General features: G+C 74.0%; 17 protein-coding genes. 9 read left to right on the top strand and 8 right to left on the bottom strand.

The annotated features are described in order from the left end of the window. Window positions 1-154 precede the first annotated feature (154 nt). The gene (locus ACZ6ZR_RS22310; protein WP_465644849.1) at window positions 155-2,518 is read left to right on the top strand and encodes a discoidin domain-containing protein; all 2,364 of its coding nucleotides are present in this window, start codon (window positions 155-157) and stop codon (window positions 2,516-2,518) included. A gap of 61 nt (window positions 2,519-2,579) precedes the next feature. After that, entirely contained in the window at window positions 2,580-3,788 is a 1,209-nt protein-coding gene (locus ACZ6ZR_RS22305; RefSeq protein ID WP_465644847.1) for an aminotransferase class V-fold PLP-dependent enzyme, read from the top strand. 9 nt (window positions 3,789-3,797) lie between these two features. Here ACZ6ZR_RS22305 and ACZ6ZR_RS22300 read toward each other — a convergent pair whose 3' ends face one another. Then, complete coding sequence (locus ACZ6ZR_RS22300; RefSeq protein ID WP_465644845.1) at window positions 3,798-4,982, bottom strand: cytochrome P450 family protein; 1,185 nt, start codon at window positions 4,980-4,982, stop codon at window positions 3,798-3,800. Between the two features lie 97 nt (window positions 4,983-5,079). Next, window positions 5,080-5,706 carry a carbonic anhydrase gene (locus tag ACZ6ZR_RS22295; RefSeq protein WP_465644843.1) on the bottom strand — a complete coding sequence of 209 codons (627 nt, stop codon included), beginning with the start codon at window positions 5,704-5,706 and terminating at the stop codon, window positions 5,080-5,082. A gap of 90 nt (window positions 5,707-5,796) precedes the next feature. On the opposite strand from ACZ6ZR_RS22295, the gene ACZ6ZR_RS22290 reads away from it, so the two are divergent. Continuing rightward, window positions 5,797-6,216 carry a hypothetical protein gene (locus tag ACZ6ZR_RS22290; protein ID WP_465644841.1) on the top strand — a complete coding sequence of 140 codons (420 nt, stop codon included), beginning with the start codon at window positions 5,797-5,799 and terminating at the stop codon, window positions 6,214-6,216. Window positions 6,217-6,493: 277 nt separating this feature from the next. After that, window positions 6,494-7,111 (top strand): hypothetical protein, encoded by a 618-nt coding sequence (locus ACZ6ZR_RS22285; protein WP_465644839.1) that lies wholly within the window; start codon window positions 6,494-6,496, stop codon window positions 7,109-7,111. A gap of 93 nt (window positions 7,112-7,204) precedes the next feature. Here the strand turns inward: ACZ6ZR_RS22285 and fabV are convergent, their stop codons facing one another. The 3 genes from fabV to ACZ6ZR_RS22270 all read right to left on the bottom strand — a co-directional run bounded on the left by fabV (window position 7,205) and on the right by ACZ6ZR_RS22270 (window position 10,380). Beyond that, complete coding sequence (gene fabV / locus ACZ6ZR_RS22280; protein WP_465644837.1) at window positions 7,205-8,416, bottom strand: enoyl-[acyl-carrier-protein] reductase FabV; 1,212 nt, start codon at window positions 8,414-8,416, stop codon at window positions 7,205-7,207. Window positions 8,417-8,580: 164 nt separating this feature from the next. Further along, window positions 8,581-9,900: a cryptochrome/photolyase family protein gene (locus ACZ6ZR_RS22275; RefSeq protein ID WP_465644835.1), complete on the bottom strand. Its 1,320-nt coding sequence runs from the start codon at window positions 9,898-9,900 to the stop codon at window positions 8,581-8,583. A gap of 153 nt (window positions 9,901-10,053) precedes the next feature. Then, complete coding sequence (locus ACZ6ZR_RS22270; protein WP_465644833.1) at window positions 10,054-10,380, bottom strand: rhodanese-like domain-containing protein; 327 nt, start codon at window positions 10,378-10,380, stop codon at window positions 10,054-10,056. A 39-nt stretch (window positions 10,381-10,419) separates the two neighbouring features. Here ACZ6ZR_RS22270 and ACZ6ZR_RS22265 point away from each other — a divergent pair, with 39 nt between their 5' ends. From ACZ6ZR_RS22265 to ACZ6ZR_RS22255, 3 genes are all read left to right on the top strand, one after another. Continuing rightward, on the top strand, window positions 10,420-11,052 hold the full coding sequence (locus ACZ6ZR_RS22265) for a TetR/AcrR family transcriptional regulator (RefSeq protein ID WP_465644831.1): 633 nt from the start codon (window positions 10,420-10,422) through the stop codon (window positions 11,050-11,052). A gap of 77 nt (window positions 11,053-11,129) precedes the next feature. After that, window positions 11,130-11,570 (top strand): VOC family protein, encoded by a 441-nt coding sequence (locus ACZ6ZR_RS22260; RefSeq protein WP_465644829.1) that lies wholly within the window; start codon window positions 11,130-11,132, stop codon window positions 11,568-11,570. 221 nt (window positions 11,571-11,791) lie between these two features. Next, window positions 11,792-11,947 (top strand): hypothetical protein, encoded by a 156-nt coding sequence (locus tag ACZ6ZR_RS22255; RefSeq protein ID WP_465644827.1) that lies wholly within the window; start codon window positions 11,792-11,794, stop codon window positions 11,945-11,947. A gap of 103 nt (window positions 11,948-12,050) precedes the next feature. Here the strand turns inward: ACZ6ZR_RS22255 and ACZ6ZR_RS22250 are convergent, their stop codons facing one another. Beyond that, window positions 12,051-12,344 carry a hypothetical protein gene (locus tag ACZ6ZR_RS22250; RefSeq protein WP_465644826.1) on the bottom strand — a complete coding sequence of 98 codons (294 nt, stop codon included), beginning with the start codon at window positions 12,342-12,344 and terminating at the stop codon, window positions 12,051-12,053. A 185-nt stretch (window positions 12,345-12,529) separates the two neighbouring features. Here ACZ6ZR_RS22250 and ACZ6ZR_RS22245 point away from each other — a divergent pair, with 185 nt between their 5' ends. Together ACZ6ZR_RS22245 and ACZ6ZR_RS22240 are read left to right on the top strand one after the other, a co-directional pair. Then, on the top strand, window positions 12,530-12,940 hold the full coding sequence (locus ACZ6ZR_RS22245) for a hypothetical protein (RefSeq protein WP_465644824.1): 411 nt from the start codon (window positions 12,530-12,532) through the stop codon (window positions 12,938-12,940). 157 nt (window positions 12,941-13,097) lie between these two features. Beyond that, the gene (locus ACZ6ZR_RS22240; RefSeq protein WP_465644822.1) at window positions 13,098-14,207 is read left to right on the top strand and encodes an FAD-dependent oxidoreductase; all 1,110 of its coding nucleotides are present in this window, start codon (window positions 13,098-13,100) and stop codon (window positions 14,205-14,207) included. A gap of 26 nt (window positions 14,208-14,233) precedes the next feature. Here the strand turns inward: ACZ6ZR_RS22240 and ACZ6ZR_RS22235 are convergent, their stop codons facing one another. Next, window positions 14,234-15,523 carry an ABC transporter substrate-binding protein gene (locus ACZ6ZR_RS22235; protein ID WP_465644820.1) on the bottom strand — a complete coding sequence of 430 codons (1,290 nt, stop codon included), beginning with the start codon at window positions 15,521-15,523 and terminating at the stop codon, window positions 14,234-14,236. 672 nt (window positions 15,524-16,195) lie between these two features. Further along, a complete protein-coding gene (locus ACZ6ZR_RS22230; protein WP_465644818.1) occupies window positions 16,196-17,410 on the bottom strand; it encodes a S8 family peptidase in 1,215 nt (404 codons plus the stop codon). Window positions 17,411-17,546: the final 136 nt, after the last annotated feature.

The following is a 17,546-nucleotide window of genomic DNA, read 5'->3' as shown; positions in this document are numbered from 1 at the left end:
AAGCTCCAACTCGCCACCTGTGACGGGAGCGCGGCCCAGCGGTGGACCCCCACCCCGTGACGCCCCGCTGAACACCCGGCCGGTCGGCCGCGCCCGTCGTCCGGGCGCGGCCGGCCGGCCCGCCCTTTCCGCTTCTCTGCAACGGGAGTACGGAATGAAGTCGAGCACCACCGTGAGCCGCGTCCTCACCGCCGCGCTGCTCCTCTCCCCACTCGTCACCGGCCTGACCACCCCCGCGACCGCGGCGGATGCGACGGCGGCCGAGGCCGTCAACGCGGCGCCCGGCGTGGTGCCCGCCCTCCAGCAGTGGACGGGCGGCACCGGCCGGATCACCCTGACCGCCACCAGCCGAATCGTGATCCCCGCCGGGGCTTCCGCCGCCGTCCAGTCCCTCGCCTCGCAACTCTCGTCCGAATCAGCCGAGTTGACGGGCCTCAGGCCGCCCGTGGCGACCGGCCCGCCCGCCGCCGGTGACATCGCCCTGCGCGTCGACCCGGCGGCCGACTTCGGCGCGGCGAAGGCCGAACTGCGCCCGGAGGCCTACCGGTTGAGCACGGCCACGGGCTCGGTCAGCATCACCGGCGGCGGGGACCAGGGCCTCTACTACGGGACCCGTACCCTGCTCCAGGCCGTCCTCGGCTCCGCCGACCACGCCAGCCTGCCGGTCGGCACCGCCGTCGACTACCCCGACTACGCGGTCCGCGGCTTCATGCTGGACGTAGGCCGCCGGTACTACACGCCCGAGTTCATCAACTCCTACCTCCACTGGATGGGCTGGCTGAAGCTCAACACCCTCCAGCTCCACCTCAACGACAACGAGATCAGCCCGCCCAACGGCGACTGGTCCCAGGCCATTTCGGCCTTCCGCCTGAAGAGCACCAACCCGGCCTTCGCCGGCCTGGCCGACGCCCAGGGCTACACCCGCCAGGACTGGGACGGCTTCGAGGCCACCGCGGCGGCCAACGGCGTCACCCTCGTCCCGGAGATCGACGCCCCGGCCCACTCCCGCGCCTTCGTCAAGTTCCGCCCGAGCCTCGGCCTCAACGGCGGCAACTCCGACCACCTCGACCTGTCGAAGCCGGCCACCACCGACTTCATGAAGAGCGTCTACGCCGAGTTCGCGCCGTGGTTCCGCGGCCCCACCGTGCACATCGGCATCGACGAGTACCCGCGCGAACTGACGGCCCAGTACAAGACCTACGTCAACACCATTGCGCCGTACGTGCGTTCGCTCGGCAAGAAGGTCAACGCCTGGGGCAGCTTCACCGTGATGGGCGGCAGCGGCGCGGGCTACGACAAGGGCATGGCGATCAACAGCTGGAACAACGGCTGGTACGGCCCCAAGGCCGCCATCGCCGACGGCTACCAGGTGATCAACTCCAACGACGGCCTGCTCTACGTCGTCCCGTTCGCCGACTACTACCACCCGCAGGGCCTCGACGGTCAGTCGATCTTCAGCAGCTGGGCACCCCACGTCTTCGGCGGCGGCCAGGACCTGGCGCCCCAGGCCCCGAACCTGCTCGGCGCCATGCCCGCCGTCTGGAACGACAAGGTCCGGCTCAACTACACCGAGCTCCAGACCCACACCCTGATCGAGAAGAGCTTCGCCGCCCTCGCCCAGAAGATGTGGTCCCCCACCGCCGGCGGCACCGACTACACCGCCTTCCTCACCAAGGTCGCCACCGTCGGCCAGGGCCCCGGCACCGCCTACCTCCCCGACACCGTCACCAAGCCGACCGGGGCCCCGGGCGACCTGGCCTTCCAGCGCCCGGTGACCGCCTCCTCGACGGAGACGGCCGCCTTCCCCGCCTCCTACGCCGTCGACGGCAATGCCACCACCCGCTGGGCCAGCCAGTACAGCGACAACCAGTGGCTCCAGGTCGACCTCGGCACCCCGGCCGCCTACAACACCGTCCGCCTCACCTGGGAGGCCGCCTACGGCAAGGACTACGACCTCCAGACCTCCACCGACGGCACCACCTGGACCACTGTCGCCCAACGCCGCGGCCGCACCACCGCCGGCACCGACACCCTCACCTTCCCCGCCACCACTGCCCGCCACCTCCGCCTCCAGGGCCTCAGCCGGGGCACCACCTACGGCTACTCCCTCTACTCCCTGGAGGTCTTCGCCCCCGACCTGGCCTTCCAACGCCCCGTCACCGCCTCCTCCACCGAGACCGCCGCCTTCCCCGCCTCCTACGCCGTCGACGGCAACCCGACCACGCGCTGGGCCAGCCAGTACACCGATGACCAGTGGCTCCAGGTCGACCTCGGCACCCCGCAGCGCGTCTCCACCGTCCGCCTCGCCTGGGAGGCCGCCTACGGCAAGGACTACGACGTCCGGGTCTCCGACGACGGGATCGCCTGGACCACCGTCGCCCAACGCCGCGGCCTCACCGCGCCCGCCGCCGACGTCCTCGCCTTCACCCCCGTCACCACCCGCTACGTCCGCGTCCAGGGCCTCGCCCGGGGCACCGGCTACGGCTACTCCCTCTACTCCCTGGAGGTGACGGCCTGACAGGATGACCCGGGGCGGCGGGCAGGCCGTCGGCGCCGACAGCAGAGGAACCGAGATCGACATGACCGAAGCACCCAAGCCCCTGCTACTGCCGGACGGCCGCCCCGCCGCCCACGCCTGGACGCTGGACCCGACGCTCCGTCACCTCAACCACGGCTCCTTCGGCGCCGTCCCGCTCGCCGCGCAGCGGGAGCAGCAGCGGCTGCGCGAGGAGATGGAGCGGGCGCCGGTGGTGTGGTTCCCCGCGCTGCCCGGGCGGGTGGCGGCGGCCCGCGCGGAGGTCGCGGACTTCCTGCGGGTCCCGGTGCGGGACCTGGCCCTGGTGCCCAACGCAAGCGCCGGGGCCAGCGTCGTCTACGGCAGCCTGCCGGCCCGGCCGGGCGGCGAGGTGCTGGTCACCGACCACGGGTACGGGGCGGTCACCATGGGCGCCGAGCGGCTGGCCCGCCGCTGGGGCGGGCGGGTGCGGACGGCGCACGTACCGCTGCACGCCGGCCCCGAGGAGGCGGCCGCCGCGATCCTGGCCTCCGTCACCGACCGCACCGCGCTCATCGTGCTGGACCACATCACCTCGGCCACCGCCCGCCGGCTCCCGGTGGACCTGATCGGCGCGGCGGCCCGCGAGGCCGGCATCCCGCTGCTGGTCGACGGGGCGCACGTACCAGGTCTGATCGAGGACCCGCTGGCCGGGCTGGAGTTCGACGTGTGGGTGGGCAACCTGCACAAGTTCGGCTGCGCCCCGCGCGGGGCCTCGGCGCTGGTGGTCCGGAGTGAACTCCGGGACCAGCTCCACCCGTTGATCGACTCCTGGGCAGCGGAGGAGCCCTTCCCCGAGCGCTTCGACACCCAGGGGACGCTTGACGCCACCAGCTACCTCGCCGCCTCGGCCGCCCTGGACTTCCTCGAGCGGACCTGGGGCTGGGACACCGTCCGCACCTACCTCTCCGACCTGGCCGACCACGCCGAACAGGTCATCGGCGCAGCCTTCGCCGAACTGACCGGCGAGAGCGCCGCGGTGGACGTCGGCATGCCGGTGAACGCCCTGCGGCTGGTCCGCCTCCCCGAGGGCCTGGCGGGCACCCGGCTGGAGGCGGACGCGCTGCGCGACCGGGTCGCGGCCGAACTCGGCGTCGAGGCGGCCTTCACCAGCTTCGGCGGCACCGGGTACTTCCGGCTCTCCACCCACGTCTACAACACGGCGGCCGACTACCAGGACTTCGCCGAGCGCTGCGTCCCCGTCCTCGCCGACTGGGCCCGGCGCTCCGCCTGACGCGCTCGCTCAGAGCCGGACCGGCAGGGCCGTCAGCCCCCGGAACAGCCGGGAATGACGCCAGGTCAGTTCGCCCTCCGGCACGGCGAGCCGCATGGCGGGGAAGCGCTCCAGCAGCACCCGCAGGGTGATCTCCACCTCGGCGTGGGCGAGCGGCGCGCCCAGGCAGCGGTGGGCGCCGTGGCCGAAGGCGAGGTGCGCGGCGGCGTCCGGCCGGTGGATGTCGAGGCGGTCCGGTTCGGCGAAGCGGGCCGGGTCGCGGTTGGCGGCGCCCGGGCAGACGAAGACCGGACTGCCCGCCGGGACGGCGGTCCCGTCCGCGCCGAGGGTGGTGGCGGCCGGGGCCCAGCGCCAGGTGGCGATGGAGACCGGGGCGTCGTAGCGCAGCAGTTCGTCGACGGCGCCGGGGATCCGCTCGGGGCCGGCCAGCAGCTCGTCCCAGGCGGCGGGGTGGCGCAGCAGTGCGAGCACGCCGTTGCCGATCGCGGCGGTGGTGGTCTCGTGGCCGGCCACCAGGAGCAGCACCGCGAGGGAGAGCAGCTCGTGCTCGTCCAGCGGGGCGTCCTCGCCGTCGCGGGCGGCGATCAGTTCGGAGATCAGGGCGTCGTCGGGGGCGGTGCGCTTGGCGGCGATCAGCTCGGCCATGTACGCGGCCAGCGCGTGCGAGGCGGCGTCGATGCGGGTGTGGTCCCCGGTGACGAACAGTTCGGCCGACCAGTGGCCGATCGCGGGCCGGTCCTCCTCCGGGACTCCGAGCAGTTCGCAGATGACGGTGACCGGGAGCGGGGCGGCCAGCCCCTCCACCAGGTCGACCTCCTGGCCGGGCTCCCAACCGGCCGTCAGCTCGCGCGCCAGGGCCTCGATCGCGGGCCGCAGCCGGTTGACCGTGGCGGTGGTGAACGCGCGGGTGACCAGGCGGCGTAGGCGGGTGTGCTCGGGGGCGTCGGTGGTGAGCAGGTTGCGGGCGATCGCCGGATGGAGGGTGCGGTCGGGGTCCTTGTCCGCGAAGTAGGCGGTGGTGTCCTTCGACAGCCCCGCGCCGGCCAGCGCCTGGCGGGCCTCCTGATACCCCGTCACCACCACCGCCCCGGCCTCGCTGCCCGCGAACGGGATCGGCAGGACCGGCGCCTTCGCGCGCAGCGCGGCGTAGTACGGGTACCGGTCGCGGTAGAAGGCCGGGTCGTTCAGCACCATGCGTCCGTCCCCCTCCGCGGCGTCCCGTCCAGCCCGATCGTAGCCAGCCGCGCTCCGCCCGGACCAGGGTGCCCCGCCGGTCCGGGCGGACGTGTCGTCAGGCGGCGTCGAGCCCGTGCGCCGCGATCACGTGGGCGCTGCCGTCCACCAGCCGGTACGAGAGGCCGACCACGGCCACCCGGCCGGCCTCGATCGCCTCGGCGAGGATGCGGGAACGATCGACCAGCAGGTCGACGGTCTGGCGGATGTGCTCCGCTATGAACTCACTGTCCTCGGTGTGCCCGGCCGCCCTGGCCGTCAGCACGCTCGGGGTCACCCGCTCGATCACGTCCCGCACGAACCCCGGCGCCCTGGTCCCCGCCTCGACGGCGGCCCGGGTCGCGGCCACCGCCCCGCAGGAGTCGTGGCCCAGCACGACCACCAGCGGCGCACCGAGCACGGCCACGCCGTACTCGATGCTGCCCAGCACCTCCGGGCCGACCACCTGCCCGGCGGTGCGGACCACGAACAGGTCCCCCAGGCCCCGGTCGAAGATGATCTCGGCCGCGAGGCGGGAGTCGGCGCAGCCGAACATCACCGCGAACGGGTTCTGCTCGGGCGCGATCTCGGTCCGCCGCGCGGCGTCCTGGTTGGGGTGCTCGGGCTCGCCGGTGACGAACCGTCGGTTCCCGGACATCAGCATCGCGAACGCGTCGGCGGGGGTGGTGGGGAGCATGGTTGACATGCCCGCAGCCTACGGCGCCTCTCGGACGCGTGATCGAACGGGTCCGCCGGTCGGGCATGATGCCCTCCGCCGACCGGGCATGATCGGGCCATGCCGATCCAGCGTCCTCGCCTGCTACGACACCTGCGCCGCCGCCGTCTGCGGATCGCGCATGTCAGCCCGGTGGAGTTCCCCTGTCTGTTGGTCGATGACGACGGCTGGGTGATGCCGTGCGCGGACGACGCCGAGCTCCAGGGACTGACCGAACCGGACTTCACCGACGACATCGTGGCCGCCTTCGACGCATCCGCGTGCCCGCTCGAACTCCGTCTCGTCGGCGACGGACAGGTCATCAGCCTGGCCCCGGCGGGGGACCCCCGACCCGACGAGCTCACCGCGCACGTACAGGCCTACTTCCGCCGCTGGACCGACCGAGAAGCCCCCGCGCTCGTGCGACCGGTGCAGGCCTATGTCGCAGAGGTCGCCGCGACCATCCGCAGCGCTCCCGCCCGGCGCCGCCCCCGTCCCTGAGGCGACCGCCTCCCTCCCCGACCGCTCAGCGGAGAGGGCGGGACACCGGCAGGCACGGTGGCCCGGCGGGAGCCGCGAGCGGGGGCGGCTCAGGAACAGCCGACCGGTGGGGCACGTACGAGCACGCACCACGCTGGGTATACTCCTCGCCGCGCCCGAACCGGACGCGGGATTTCTGATCACGGGGGCCGGAGTGCCGCAGGTCGAAGAGGGCACCGGAACGGGTGTGGACAGCCTGCGGGCGATCTGGGCGGCGGGGCCCGCCGAGGCTGCGGCCATGGCGAAGCGACCGTGGTACCGACGGGTGACGCGTCGGCGGATCACGGCTGTGGCGGGGTGCCTGGCCGTGGTGGCCGCAGCCGTGGTGGCCGTCGAGTCGGTGGACTCCGGCCACGTGCAGCGGGACATCTCGCTGCCGCCGACCTTCGGTGCGCTGGCCCTGGTGCAGGACGACGAGGGGCTGGCGCAGCTGCGCCGGGAGTACGAGGCGGACACCCGCCGACGGTTCGCGCCGGGCACCGTCACCGTCGTGGGCTACGGGACACCGGGCTCCACGGGAGTTGACGGCACCCGGCTGCTGGCCACGGCCTGGACCGGCTCGTTCGCGGACGCCGCCCAGACAGCCACCAAGGTGTTGGGTGGCTATCGCCCGGGCGGCGACGGCCACTTGTCGGACGGCACCCCGGTCAGCGGGATGGACACCTTCGACCCGGGCCCCCTCGGCGGAGCGATGGCCTGCGCGACGGTCGGCGAGCCGGGTCGGAGCGCACCGGCCTGCGCCTGGGCGGACGGCAGCACCGCGGGGTTCCTGATCGACTTCGACCCCGGCGCGACCGTCGGTCAACTCGCCGACCACACCCGGGAGTTCCGTTCCCTGGCCGAGCACGAGAAGTAGTCACCCACCGGCACGGCCTGACCAGCCGTCCCGGCCGTCGGCCGAAGGCGGCCTGGCCGTCACCCTCGCCTGAGCGGGCACGGGCCCGTCAGGTCAGTGGGTGGGCCAGGGGACGGTGGTGTCGGTGGGGGCGGTGTAGTCGACGCCGGGGACGTCCCAGCCGTAGAGGTGGCGGAACTGCTCGTGGAACCACTGGGGGCCGGCCGGGGTGGTGGCGAGGGCGGTGGCCGGGGATTCCCAGAGGTCGTGGACCTGCTGCTGGACCTTCTCATCGAGTTCCCAGTCGTCCAGGCGGATGCGGCCCTGCGGGTCGAGGGCGAGCGGGGCCCGGCCGGTGAGCTGGGACCACAGGGCGAGTGCCTGGTCGGTGGTGGTCCGCCAGCCGTCCGGGCCGAGGACGTTGCGGAGCAGGGAGGTGTACAGGGCGATGGAGGGGATGGCGGTGGACGCCTGGGTGACGGCGGCGCCGGCGACGACGGTGAACGCCCGGCCGCCGTGCGGGAGGAGACGCTGCGTCAGGGTGTGGGCGGTCTGCTCCAGGTGCTCCTTGGCGGCGCCGATGGTGCCCTGACGGTAGACCGGGGCGGTGATGGCGGAGCCGACGTAGGACAGGGCGACGGTGGTGAAGCCGTCGGCGAGCAGCCCGCGGTCGGTGAGGGCCTCGACCCACAGCTGCCAGTCCTCGCCCCCCATGACCTTGGTCGTGGCGAGCTGTTCGGCGTCGGTGGCGGGGGTGAGCCGGACGCTGCCGACGGTGGCGGTGCCGTCGGGGAAGAGCAGGGACGGCGCTTCGTAGGCGGCGCCGACGGGCTTGATGACGGAGTGGTGGACCTCGCCGGTGGCCGGATCGGTGCGGCGGGGCGCGGCGAGGCTGTAGACGAGGTGGTCGACGGGGCCGAAGCGCTCGGCGACGAGGTCGAGGACCTCGTTCTTGGCGTCGGCGGAGAAGGCGTCGGCGTTGACGAAGACGAAGTCGGCGCCGTCCTGCTCGGCCAGGCGGGCGGCGGTCGCGGTGCGGTACCAGCCCGCCGAGGCGGTGCGGCGGTCGGTGGCGGGTGCCTCGAAGGCGACGCCGACGCCGCGGATGCCGTGGCGGCGCAGCCCGGCGAGCAGGAGGGCAAGGCCGTAGCCGGCGCTTGAGCCGAGGAGCAGGACGACCGGGGGGCGACCCTCGGTGGTGCCGCCGTCGGTGGTGCGGTCGGGGATGGCCGTCCACATGTCCTCGACGACCTTGGCGCAGCCGTCGGGGTGGGAGTTGACGATGAGGTAGCCGCGCTGCAGGGGGTTGATCGGCTTGGTGCTCACTCGGGCCCGCTTTCGGTGGTGACGTTCGACTGCTGCTCCTCGGGCAGCGTATGGGGGCGGGTGCGGGCGGCTTGTGGGGTGCCTGACGGAGAATCAGCCCGCCCGTTGTCGCTGTCCGCATGGCGGCGGGCTCCTTGATCGGTTACGAGCCGTCTCCTCCCCCGTCAGTCGAGGGCGCGGGCGTGGCGGAGGCGGGCGCCGAGGGCGTCCGGGCCGATGATCGGGGCCGGGTAGTCGGGGGCCAGTACCCAGGGCTGGTGGACGGCGGGGCCGGGGACGTGGGCGAGTTCGGGGATCCAGCGGCGGACGTAGGTGCCGTCGGGGTCGTAACGGAGAGCCTGGCGCAGGGGGTTGAGGACGCGGTTGGGGCGGGTGTCGGTGCCGGTGCCGGCGGTCCACTGCCAGTTGAGCTGGTTGTTGGCCACGTCGCCGTCGACCAGCAGGGAGAGGAAGTGGCGGGCGCCGATCCGCCAGTCCAGGTAGAGGGACTTGACCAGGAAACTCGCCGTCAGCAGGCGGGCGCGGTTGTGCATCCAGCCCTCGTGGAGCAGCTGGCGCATGCCGGCGTCGACGATCGGGTAGCCGGTGCGGCCCTGTCGCCAGGCCTCGGCCTCCGCCTCGTCGTGGTGCCAGTGGTCGCCCCGGCTGCGGTAGTCCCGGTGCGCGGCGGCGGGCCGGGCGGCGAGGACCTGGTGGTGGAAGTCGCGCCAGGCCAGCTGCCGGACGAAGGCCTCGGCGCCACCGCCGCCGTGGGCGGTGGCGTGGGCGGCCAGCTCGTTCGCGGAGAGGCAGCCGAAGTGCAGGTACGGGGAGAGCCGGGAGGTGCCGTCCTCGGCGAGGGCGTCGTGGAGTTCGGCGTAGGCGTCCGGGTCCCAGCGCTTCCAGTGGCGGCGGGCGGCGCTCTCGCCGCCCGGGGGCAGGGCGGGTGACGTGCCGTCAGCGGCGGGAAGGGAGGAGCTGGTGAGGCCGGCCGGGGTGCGCAGGGCGCGGGGCGCGGCGAGGACCGCGCGGCGGGGGGCCTGCTGCCAGGCGCGGTGGTACGGGGTGAAGACGGCGTAGTGGTCCTTGCCCGCCGGGGTGACGCCGCCGGGCGGGACGACGGTCAGCGAGGCCTCGTGGACCCGGAGGCGGTCGCCGAGCAGTTCGCGCAGGCGGGTCTCCCGGCGGTGGGCGAAGGCGCTGACCCCGGCGGCCAGGCGGACGGTGGTGGCGCCGGCTTCGGCGGCCGCCCGGACGGCCTCCTCGGCCGGGTCGCCGTGCCGCAGGACCAGGCGGGAGCCGCGGCGGCGCAGTCCGTCGTCGAGGTCGGCGAGGCAGTCGGCGAGGAAGGCCCGCCGGTTGGGGGCGGCGAAGCCGGCCGCCTCGACGGCCGGGTCCAGGACGAACAGCGGGACGACCTGGTCGGCCGCGTGGGCGGCGGCGTGCAGGACGGGGTTGTCGTGCAGGCGCAGGTCCTGGGTGAACAGGGCGATCGAGACGGTCATCGAGGGTTCCCGGGTCGGTTCGAGCGATTCGTACGCGGACGCGGCATTCGCTCCGCAGCGTACGTTCGGAGCCGACGCGGTTCCGGATTGCGGCAGGCGGGGCGGGGCCAGGGTGTCCCCTGTGCATCCTGGGCCCGCCCGCCCGCCGTACGGTCAGACGGACTCGGTGGGCAGGCCGGCCTCCACCCAGTCCTGGATGCCCTCGCGGTACTTGCGGACGTCGGTGTAGCCGAGGGCGGTCAGCCGGTCGGCGACCTGGCCGCTGTTGGGGCAGGCGGGGTTGGAGCAGTAGGTGACGATCGCGGCGGTGCGGTCGGGCAGCACGGTGGCCGCGAGGGAGTCGACCTCGCCCGGCGTCAGGGGCAGCGCCCCGGGCAGGTGCTGCTGGGCGTGGTACTGGCCGCCGAGGGTGTCGACGACGGTGACGGCGCCGGCCTCGATGGCCGCGGCCAGCTCGTCGCGGGTGATGAGAGCGGTCATGGCAGTGCCTCCTGGAGAGAATCGGACTACAGTCCTCTTGTGGCTCACGACATTAACGGACCGCAGTCCGCTTCCGCAACGCCCCTGGAACTCCTGCGCACTCCCCCGCCCAAGGAGCGCGCCGACGCCGCCCGCAACCGGGCCGCCGTCCTGGAGGCCGCCGCCCGGCTGTTCGCCGAACACGGCGTCGAGGCGGTCTCGATGGACCAGGTGGCGGCGGCCGCCGGCGTCGGCAAGGGCACGCTGTTCCGCCGCTTCGGCGACCGGTCGGGGCTGGCGGCCGCGCTGCTCGACGCCCGCGAACGCGTCCTCCAGGAGGCCGTCCTCCAGGGGCCGTCTCCGCTCGGCCCCGGCGGCCCCCGCACGCCCGCCGCCTCCTCCGCCGACCGGCTGACGGCCTTCCTCTCCGCCTACCTGGACTACCTGCTCGACCACCTCCCCCTGGTCCGGATGTCCGAGACCGCCTCCCCCGGCGCCCGCTACCGCATCGGCGCCTACCGCTTCTGGCACCGCCACGTCGCCCTGCTGCTGGCCGACACCCCCGACCCCGAGTACGCCGCCCACGCCCTGCTCGCCCCGCTGGGCGCCGAGCATGTCGCGGCGCTGCTACCGGAGTTGGGGCCGGAGCGGATCCGCGCCGGGGTGCTCCGCCAGGCCCGCGCGGCGTTCTGACGGTCCGTCCGTGCGGATAGCCTGGCCGCTGGGCCCGACGACCCGCGACCAGCTACCCCGACCCGAGGAGGGAAGGCATGGCAGTCCAGCGTCTCGACAACGTGCTCATCGTGGTGGAGGACCTGGACGCGGTGATCGCGTTCTTCCTCGCCCTGGGGCTGGAGCTCGAAGGCCGGGGCCCGCTCGACTGGCCCGGCGCCGAACGGGTGATCGGCCTCACCGGTGTCCGCCAGGACATCGCGATGCTCCGGGTGCCGGACGGCCCCGGCCGGGTGGAGCTGGCCAAATTCCACCACCCGGAGCCGATCACCCCGACCCCGGCCGTGGCCCCCGCCAACACCCTGGGCCTGCGCCGGGCGATGTTCGCCGTCGACGACCTCCGGGCGACCGTCGACCGCGTCCGCGCCACGGGCGCCGAACTCGTCGGCGAGATCGTCCGGTTCGAGGACGTCTACCTGCTCTGCTACGTGCGCGGCCCGGAGGGCATCGTGGTCGGCCTGGCCGAGGAGCTCGGCTGACCTGCCGTCAGCGGACCCCCGCGCGGGCAGCACGCCGTCGGCCCCGGGAAGCGCGGTCCGGCCCGTTGCAGCGTCCATCATGCCGAGGGAGCACCCTCGTCACGGTCGTCGCGGACCAGGAGCCCGCCCACGGGATGGACGCCGGTCGCCGTACTCGGCGCGGTCGGCATCGTGGCGGTGGCCGCCACCTCGATCGGCAAGCGGCTCGGGCTGCCGAGACGATGCTCTTCCTGCTCGCCCTGCTGCTGTTCGCCGGGGTGGTGCTGCCGGCCGTCTGGTCGCGGCACTGCTACCGGCGGACGGCCGCGCGGCGGACGCCGGCGATGCTGCTGAAGGCCGGTGCGCGACCTCTACCCCTTCTGACGTCCGACTTCTGACGTCCGACTTCTGACGTCCGACGCACCGTCCGAGCGGACGCGGCCGCCGCGGGGACCCGGGTGAGGGGCTCTCCGCGGCGGCCGCGTGGGTGTCGGCACCGGTTCAGGTGCGGCGGCGCAGTCGGGGGAGCAGGACGGCGGCGAGGGCTGCGGCGGTGGCTGCCAGGAGCAGCGGGGTGCGGTTGGCCCGCGCGAAAGCGGCGGCGCGGCGGGGGAGGTCGGGCGGGGTGTGGTCGAGGGCGTGGGTGACGGTGGCGCGCACCGACGAGGCGGCGTGTTCGGCGAGCTCGCGGGCGTGGTGCGTGACGTCCGCCACCGCGTGCCCGGTGTGTGCCAGGTGGTCGAGTGCGCTCGCGGCCGGCGCGGAGACGTCGTTGCCGGGTGTCCCTGTGGTCATCGGTGGGTCCTCTCCTCGGAGTGGTGTGCCCTGGGGGCGTCCGTCCCGTTCTCGCGGCTACCCCGGTTCGCCGAAAACATCCCTGCGGCGCCAGGCAGTTGACGGGGCGCCAGCGCATGAGGACGGCGATCCGGGGCAACCGCGATTACGACGGCACCTCGAGGCCACGACCGAGGAGTGATCCCATGACCCGCCCCGTACCCACGCAGCTCTCCACCGCCGAACTCACCGCCGAGGCGGCCGACCTGGTCCGGGCCGCCGGGCTGGCCGCGCAGCCCGGCGGCGCGCCCGGCCTGATCCACCCCACCGACGCCGCCGCCGCGGTCAACGCGCTGGCCGGCCTGACCGCGCGGCTGCCCGAACTGCTGGACCAGGTAGGGACGTTCCTCAGCAGCGAGCAGGCCACCGGCCGGTTCGGCTCGCCCGAGGCGGACGACTTCGACGACGTGCGGCTGGCCCGGGACGCGCGCGAGCACCTCTACGAGGCCGGCCGTACCGCCGCCCTGCTCGCCGAGTCGCTCGCGGCCGCCGCCGGCGCGCTGGCGCCGCTCGGGCGGACCCGCACGGCCGGCGGGCCGACCACCCCGCACGTCTGACACCGGGCGGCACGACGCGACACCGACGCGACACCGCCGTGACAGCGTCTTGATCGGAGCTGTCAGCGGTCTGTCAGTGGTCTGACGGTGGCGTCGGACACCTTCGGAGGAGCGGCCGCCCGGACCGACCGGACGGCCCGGCCTCGAAGGAGTCACCATGCACGACGACACCCATGTCACGATCATCGGCGCCGGGCTCGGCGGCCTCGCGCTGGCCCGCGTCCTGCACGTCAACGGCATCGCCTCCACCGTGTACGAGGCGGAGAGCTCGCCGGCCGAGCGGACCCAGGGCGGGTTGCTGGACATCCACGACTACAACGGCCAACTGGCCATCACGGCGGCCGGGTTGACGGAGGAGTTCGAGAAGATCGTGCTGCCCGGCCGGCAGGCGCTGCGGGTGCTGGGGACGGACGGCAGCGTGCTGCTGGACAAGCCCGACGACGGCACCGGCGGCCGCCCCGAGGTGCAGCGCGGCGAACTGCGCCGGATCCTGCTGGAGTCGCTCCCGCTGGGCACCGTCCGCTGGGGCCGCAAGGTCGCCGGCACCCGTGCGCTGGGCGGGGGCCGGCACGAGGTGACCTTCGCGGACGGGACGGCCGTCACCACCGGTCTGCTGGTCGGTGCGGACGGGGCCTGGTCGCGGGTGCGGCCGCTGCTCTCGGACGTGGTGCCGGAGTACTCCGGCACCTCCTCAGTGGAGACCTACCTGTACGGGGCCGGCACCCGTCACCCGGCCGCCGCGGCGACGGTGGGCGGCGGGTCGATGATCGCGCCCGGGGACGGCCAGGAGCTGTTCGCCCACCGGGCGGAGGGCGAGACGCTGCACGTCTACGCCCTGCTGACGCGCCCTCAGGAGTGGTTCCAGGAGATCGACTTCACCGACCCGGACGCCGCCCGGCAGCGGATCGCCGCCGAGTACGCGGACTGGGCACCCGCCCTGGCCGCCCTGGTGGCGGAGGGCGACAGCGCCCCCGTGCACCGTCCGCACTTCGGGCTGCCGGGCGACCACCGCTGGGAGCGCGTCCCCGGCGTGACCCTGCTCGGCGACGCCGCCCACCTCCAGCCGCCGAACGGCGAGGGCGCCAACCTGGCCCTGCTGGACGGCGCCGAGCTCGGCCTGGCCATCGCCGCCCACCCAGGCGACTCCGAGGCCGCACTCACCGCCTACGAGCGGGAGATGTTCGTCCGCAGCGCCGAGGTCGCCGCCGCCGAGCCCTTCGGCCTGGAGGACCTGGAGGCCTTCGCGGCCCAACTCGGCGCGGCGTAGGGGCCGTCAGGCACGCCCCGCCGCCGTCAGCCGCCGGCGAGGGTGACGCCGCGGCTGCGCATGTTCTCGACCGTCGCGTCCTGCACCGTGCGCAGCGCCCCGGGCAGCGGGGTGCGGTTCTTGAGTGCCTTGGGCAGCTCGGCGGTGAGCGACTTGGCGGTGGCAGCCATCGAGGGCCCCCAGCGCCAGCGGCTGCTGCCGGAGGCGCCGAGCTGGCGGAAGACGTCGCCGATGACCTGGCCGCCGAAGTAGGGGCTGGGGGCGTTGAGGGCGGGGAGGGTGTCGGTGGCGACGGCCGCCGGGTAGATCCTGGCCTTCTCGACCAGGATGTCCAGCGCCTTGCGGTCGGTGCCGAGCCAGGCGGCGAAGCCGGCGGCGGCCTCGGGGGCCGGGCAGCCGCGGGCCACGGCGGTGGCGGAGCCGCCGTCGAAGACGGCCGGGTCGTTGCCCTTGCCCCAGCCGGGGAGCGGGGCGACGGCCCAGGCTCCGGAGGCGCCGGGGGCGTTCTCCTCCAGCAGGGCGGCGTACCAGACGGGGGCGGGGAAGGCGGCTATGGTGCCGTCGCCGAGGCCCTTGTAGAGCTCCGGGGAGAAGCCCTGACGGACCGCCACCAGGCCCCGGTCCACCAGGCCCTGCCAGTACTGGGCCATGGCGGCGGTGGGGGCGCCGGTGATGTCGACCTGCCACTTGCCGGCCTGGGTACCGAACCACTGCGCGCCGGCCTGGGCCGCGAGCGCGGTGAACCACCAGGGGTCGTCCGGGGTGAAGGCGGTGAGCGTGGTGCGCGGGGCCACCCGGTGCAGCCGGTCGGCGTCGCGGGCGAACTCCTCCCAGGTGGACTGCGGGCGCATGCCGTACCGCTGGTAGACGTCGCGCCGGTAGAACAGGGCCATCGGGCCAACGTCGACGGGCATCCCGTAGGCGTCGCCGTCCACCGTGACCTGGGACCAGGCGGATTCGGGGTAGAGCACCCGGGCGGTGGAGGTGTCCACGGGGGTGACGGCCTTGGCCGCGACGAAGGCCGGCAGGGACTCGTAGCCGACCTGGACCAGGCAGGGACCCTTGCCGTCGGCCACCGCCTGCAGCATGGCGTCGTAGCCGCCCTTGCTACCGGGGTCGGTCGGCCGGAACTCGATCCGGACCTTCGGGTGGTCGGCGGTGTAGGCGGCGGCCGCCTCGGCGTAGCCGGGGGCCCACCCCCAGAAGGTGATCGTGGTGGTCCGGTCGGCGGCGGGACTGGAGCATGAGGCGGTCGCCACGGCCATCAGGAAGGCGGCGAGGGCGCCGAGACGGCGTTGTCTCGGGGAGCTGGTCACGGGTGGTCCTTGGATCGGTGTCGCGGGGGCGGCGCGGGGGTGACCAGCAGTATGCCGCCCGAAATCGGCGGTACGTCAATGACTTTGATCGAATCGAGGCCCGACCGCCACCATCACCGACCCGGACACCCCAAGCTTTGTCAGTGCACGGTCATATCACTCGGGCAGCCGACAGCCCCTGGGGGCCACCACCGTCCCCTCCCGACTGCGCACCGGCGACCATGGGTCCAGGGCGGCGGCGGACGACCTCCCGGTGCGGGCCGGGACCGCCGAGGAGTTGCGCCAACGTGCCTGGCTCGGCAAGGCGACGACCGGGTGGCGCGGGCGCGCCGAACCCCGCTGACCTCGAAGTGTCGGCCAACCCGATCCGGCGTTCTCGACAACACCGTCGGTGGACCCGTCGGCCAGCCCGCCCCGGACGGCCTTCGGGGTGGCGGCGGGATGGAGCGCGGCGGCGCCGGTCACGTGCCCTGATCCCGCCGCCGGCAGGGACCACGGGCCCGTGACAGTTCATCAGAACCGGATGCAGGTGACCGGCTCTGTGCCGGTGGTGCGGGCGGCGGGTGTGCCGGTGTCCTGCCGTGCCCGTGGGGGTGGCAGGACACCGGCGGGCCATCTGGAGTCACGGGCCGGCGGGCTGCGGGAGCCGTGACGGTCGAGATGGGGCGTGGGTCAGATGCCGGCGGTGTACAGCAGTTCGTTGGGGCTGGTCTTGCTCACGTTGGTCAGGACGTCCTTGGTGGACTCGGTGGAGAGCCACAGGGCGAGGCTTTCGGGGGTGGCGTCGGTGTGGGCGGCGAGGTAGACGGCGACGGCGCCGGCGACGTGCGGGGCGGAGTAGGAGCTGCCGGACTCGGTGGAGCTGCCGCCGCCGAGCTTGGCGGAGGTGATGTCCGCGCCCGGTGCGTACAGGGAGAGGCAGTTGCCGTAGTTGCTGAAGTCGGTCTCCTCGTCGTACTTGTTGCTGGCGCCGACGGTGACGGCCTTGGTGGCGGAGGCGGGGGAGACGCCGCAGGCGTCCACGGAGCTGTTGCCGCCGGCGACGACGGGCAGGATCCCCGCGTTCGAGAGGGCGTTCGCGGCTTCGTTGACGGTGTCGCTCTTCTCCCCGCCGAGGGAGAGGTTGGCGACGGCCGGCTTCTTGGCGTTGGCCGCGACCCACTCCATGCCCGCGATCATCTGTTCGCTGGTGCCGGTGCCGTCGCAGCCGAGGACGCGGACGCCGACCAGGTTCACCTTGCGGGCCACCCCGTAGGTCTTGCCACCCAGCACCCCCGCGACGAAGGTGCCGTGCCCCTGGCAGTCGACGCCTTCCTTGCCGTCGCCGACGGTGTCGGTACCGACGCTGGCGCGGCCCTCGAACTCCTCGTGGGTGGTCTCGATGCCGGTGCCGATCACGTAGGCGGTGACGCCCTCACCGGTGCCCGTGACGGTGAACTGCCCGTCCCCCGCACCCTTCTCGGCGTCCCAGCCCTCGTTCTGGTCGATGCGGTCCAGGCCCCAGCTCGACGCCGCCTCCCGCTTCCCGGAGCCGGAGGAGGGAACCGCTGCCGGGATACCGGCCACCGCGTTCTCCTCCACCGCCCGCACGCCGGGCAGGGCGCGGACCTTCGCCAACTGGGCGGAATCGAGAGCGGCGGAGAAGCCGTTCAGGACGTGCCGGTAGGTGTGCAGCGGCTCCACCCCGGCCCGGGCGGCCAACGCCGCCGGGTCCACGCCGGGCCGGACGGTCACGATGTACTGACCCGCCACCGCCTTGACCGCCCGGTGCAGCGGGGCCGGCGCCACCGCCGGGTATTCGGGGGCGGCCTGGACACCGGCGCTCTGGACCGCGAGCGGGACGGTCAGGAGAAGAGCGGCGAACGCGCGGCGCGCGGACAGTCGCATAGAGGACTCCGATCGGACAGAGCCGCCCTGGGGCCGGGACGGTCCCGGACACGACGACCCGCCTCCTCTCCTTCGTCCGCCAACACCCCCGCCTTGAGCCACACCAGTGCCGCAACGTTCTCGGCTGAGCAAGTGT

Source organism: Kitasatospora sp. NPDC088742 (assembly GCF_055584905.1).
Note: the sequence above shows the minus strand (reverse complement) of the source record. Positions and strands in the feature narration are given on the sequence as shown.

Bases quoted from the DNA above. Each gene is read 5' to 3' on its own strand.
- ACZ6ZR_RS22310 (WP_465644849.1), top strand. From the start codon at position 155: ATGAAGTCGAGCACCACCGTGAGCCGCGTCCTCACCGCCGCGCTGCTC.
- ACZ6ZR_RS22305 (WP_465644847.1), top strand. From the start codon at position 2,580: ATGACCGAAGCACCCAAGCCCCTGCTACTGCCGGACGGCCGCCCCGCC.
- ACZ6ZR_RS22300 (WP_465644845.1), bottom strand. From the start codon at position 4,982: ATGGTGCTGAACGACCCGGCCTTCTACCGCGACCGGTACCCGTACTAC.
- ACZ6ZR_RS22295 (WP_465644843.1), bottom strand. From the start codon at position 5,706: ATGTCAACCATGCTCCCCACCACCCCCGCCGACGCGTTCGCGATGCTG.
- ACZ6ZR_RS22290 (WP_465644841.1), top strand. From the start codon at position 5,797: ATGCCGATCCAGCGTCCTCGCCTGCTACGACACCTGCGCCGCCGCCGT.
- ACZ6ZR_RS22285 (WP_465644839.1), top strand. From the start codon at position 6,494: ATGGCGAAGCGACCGTGGTACCGACGGGTGACGCGTCGGCGGATCACG.
- ACZ6ZR_RS22275 (WP_465644835.1), bottom strand. From the start codon at position 9,900: ATGACCGTCTCGATCGCCCTGTTCACCCAGGACCTGCGCCTGCACGAC.
- ACZ6ZR_RS22270 (WP_465644833.1), bottom strand. From the start codon at position 10,380: ATGACCGCTCTCATCACCCGCGACGAGCTGGCCGCGGCCATCGAGGCC.
- ACZ6ZR_RS22260 (WP_465644829.1), top strand. From the start codon at position 11,130: ATGGCAGTCCAGCGTCTCGACAACGTGCTCATCGTGGTGGAGGACCTG.
- ACZ6ZR_RS22255 (WP_465644827.1), top strand. From the start codon at position 11,792: ATGCTCTTCCTGCTCGCCCTGCTGCTGTTCGCCGGGGTGGTGCTGCCG.
- ACZ6ZR_RS22250 (WP_465644826.1), bottom strand. From the start codon at position 12,344: ATGACCACAGGGACACCCGGCAACGACGTCTCCGCGCCGGCCGCGAGC.
- ACZ6ZR_RS22245 (WP_465644824.1), top strand. From the start codon at position 12,530: ATGACCCGCCCCGTACCCACGCAGCTCTCCACCGCCGAACTCACCGCC.
- ACZ6ZR_RS22240 (WP_465644822.1), top strand. From the start codon at position 13,098: ATGCACGACGACACCCATGTCACGATCATCGGCGCCGGGCTCGGCGGC.
- ACZ6ZR_RS22230 (WP_465644818.1), bottom strand. From the start codon at position 17,410: ATGCGACTGTCCGCGCGCCGCGCGTTCGCCGCTCTTCTCCTGACCGTC.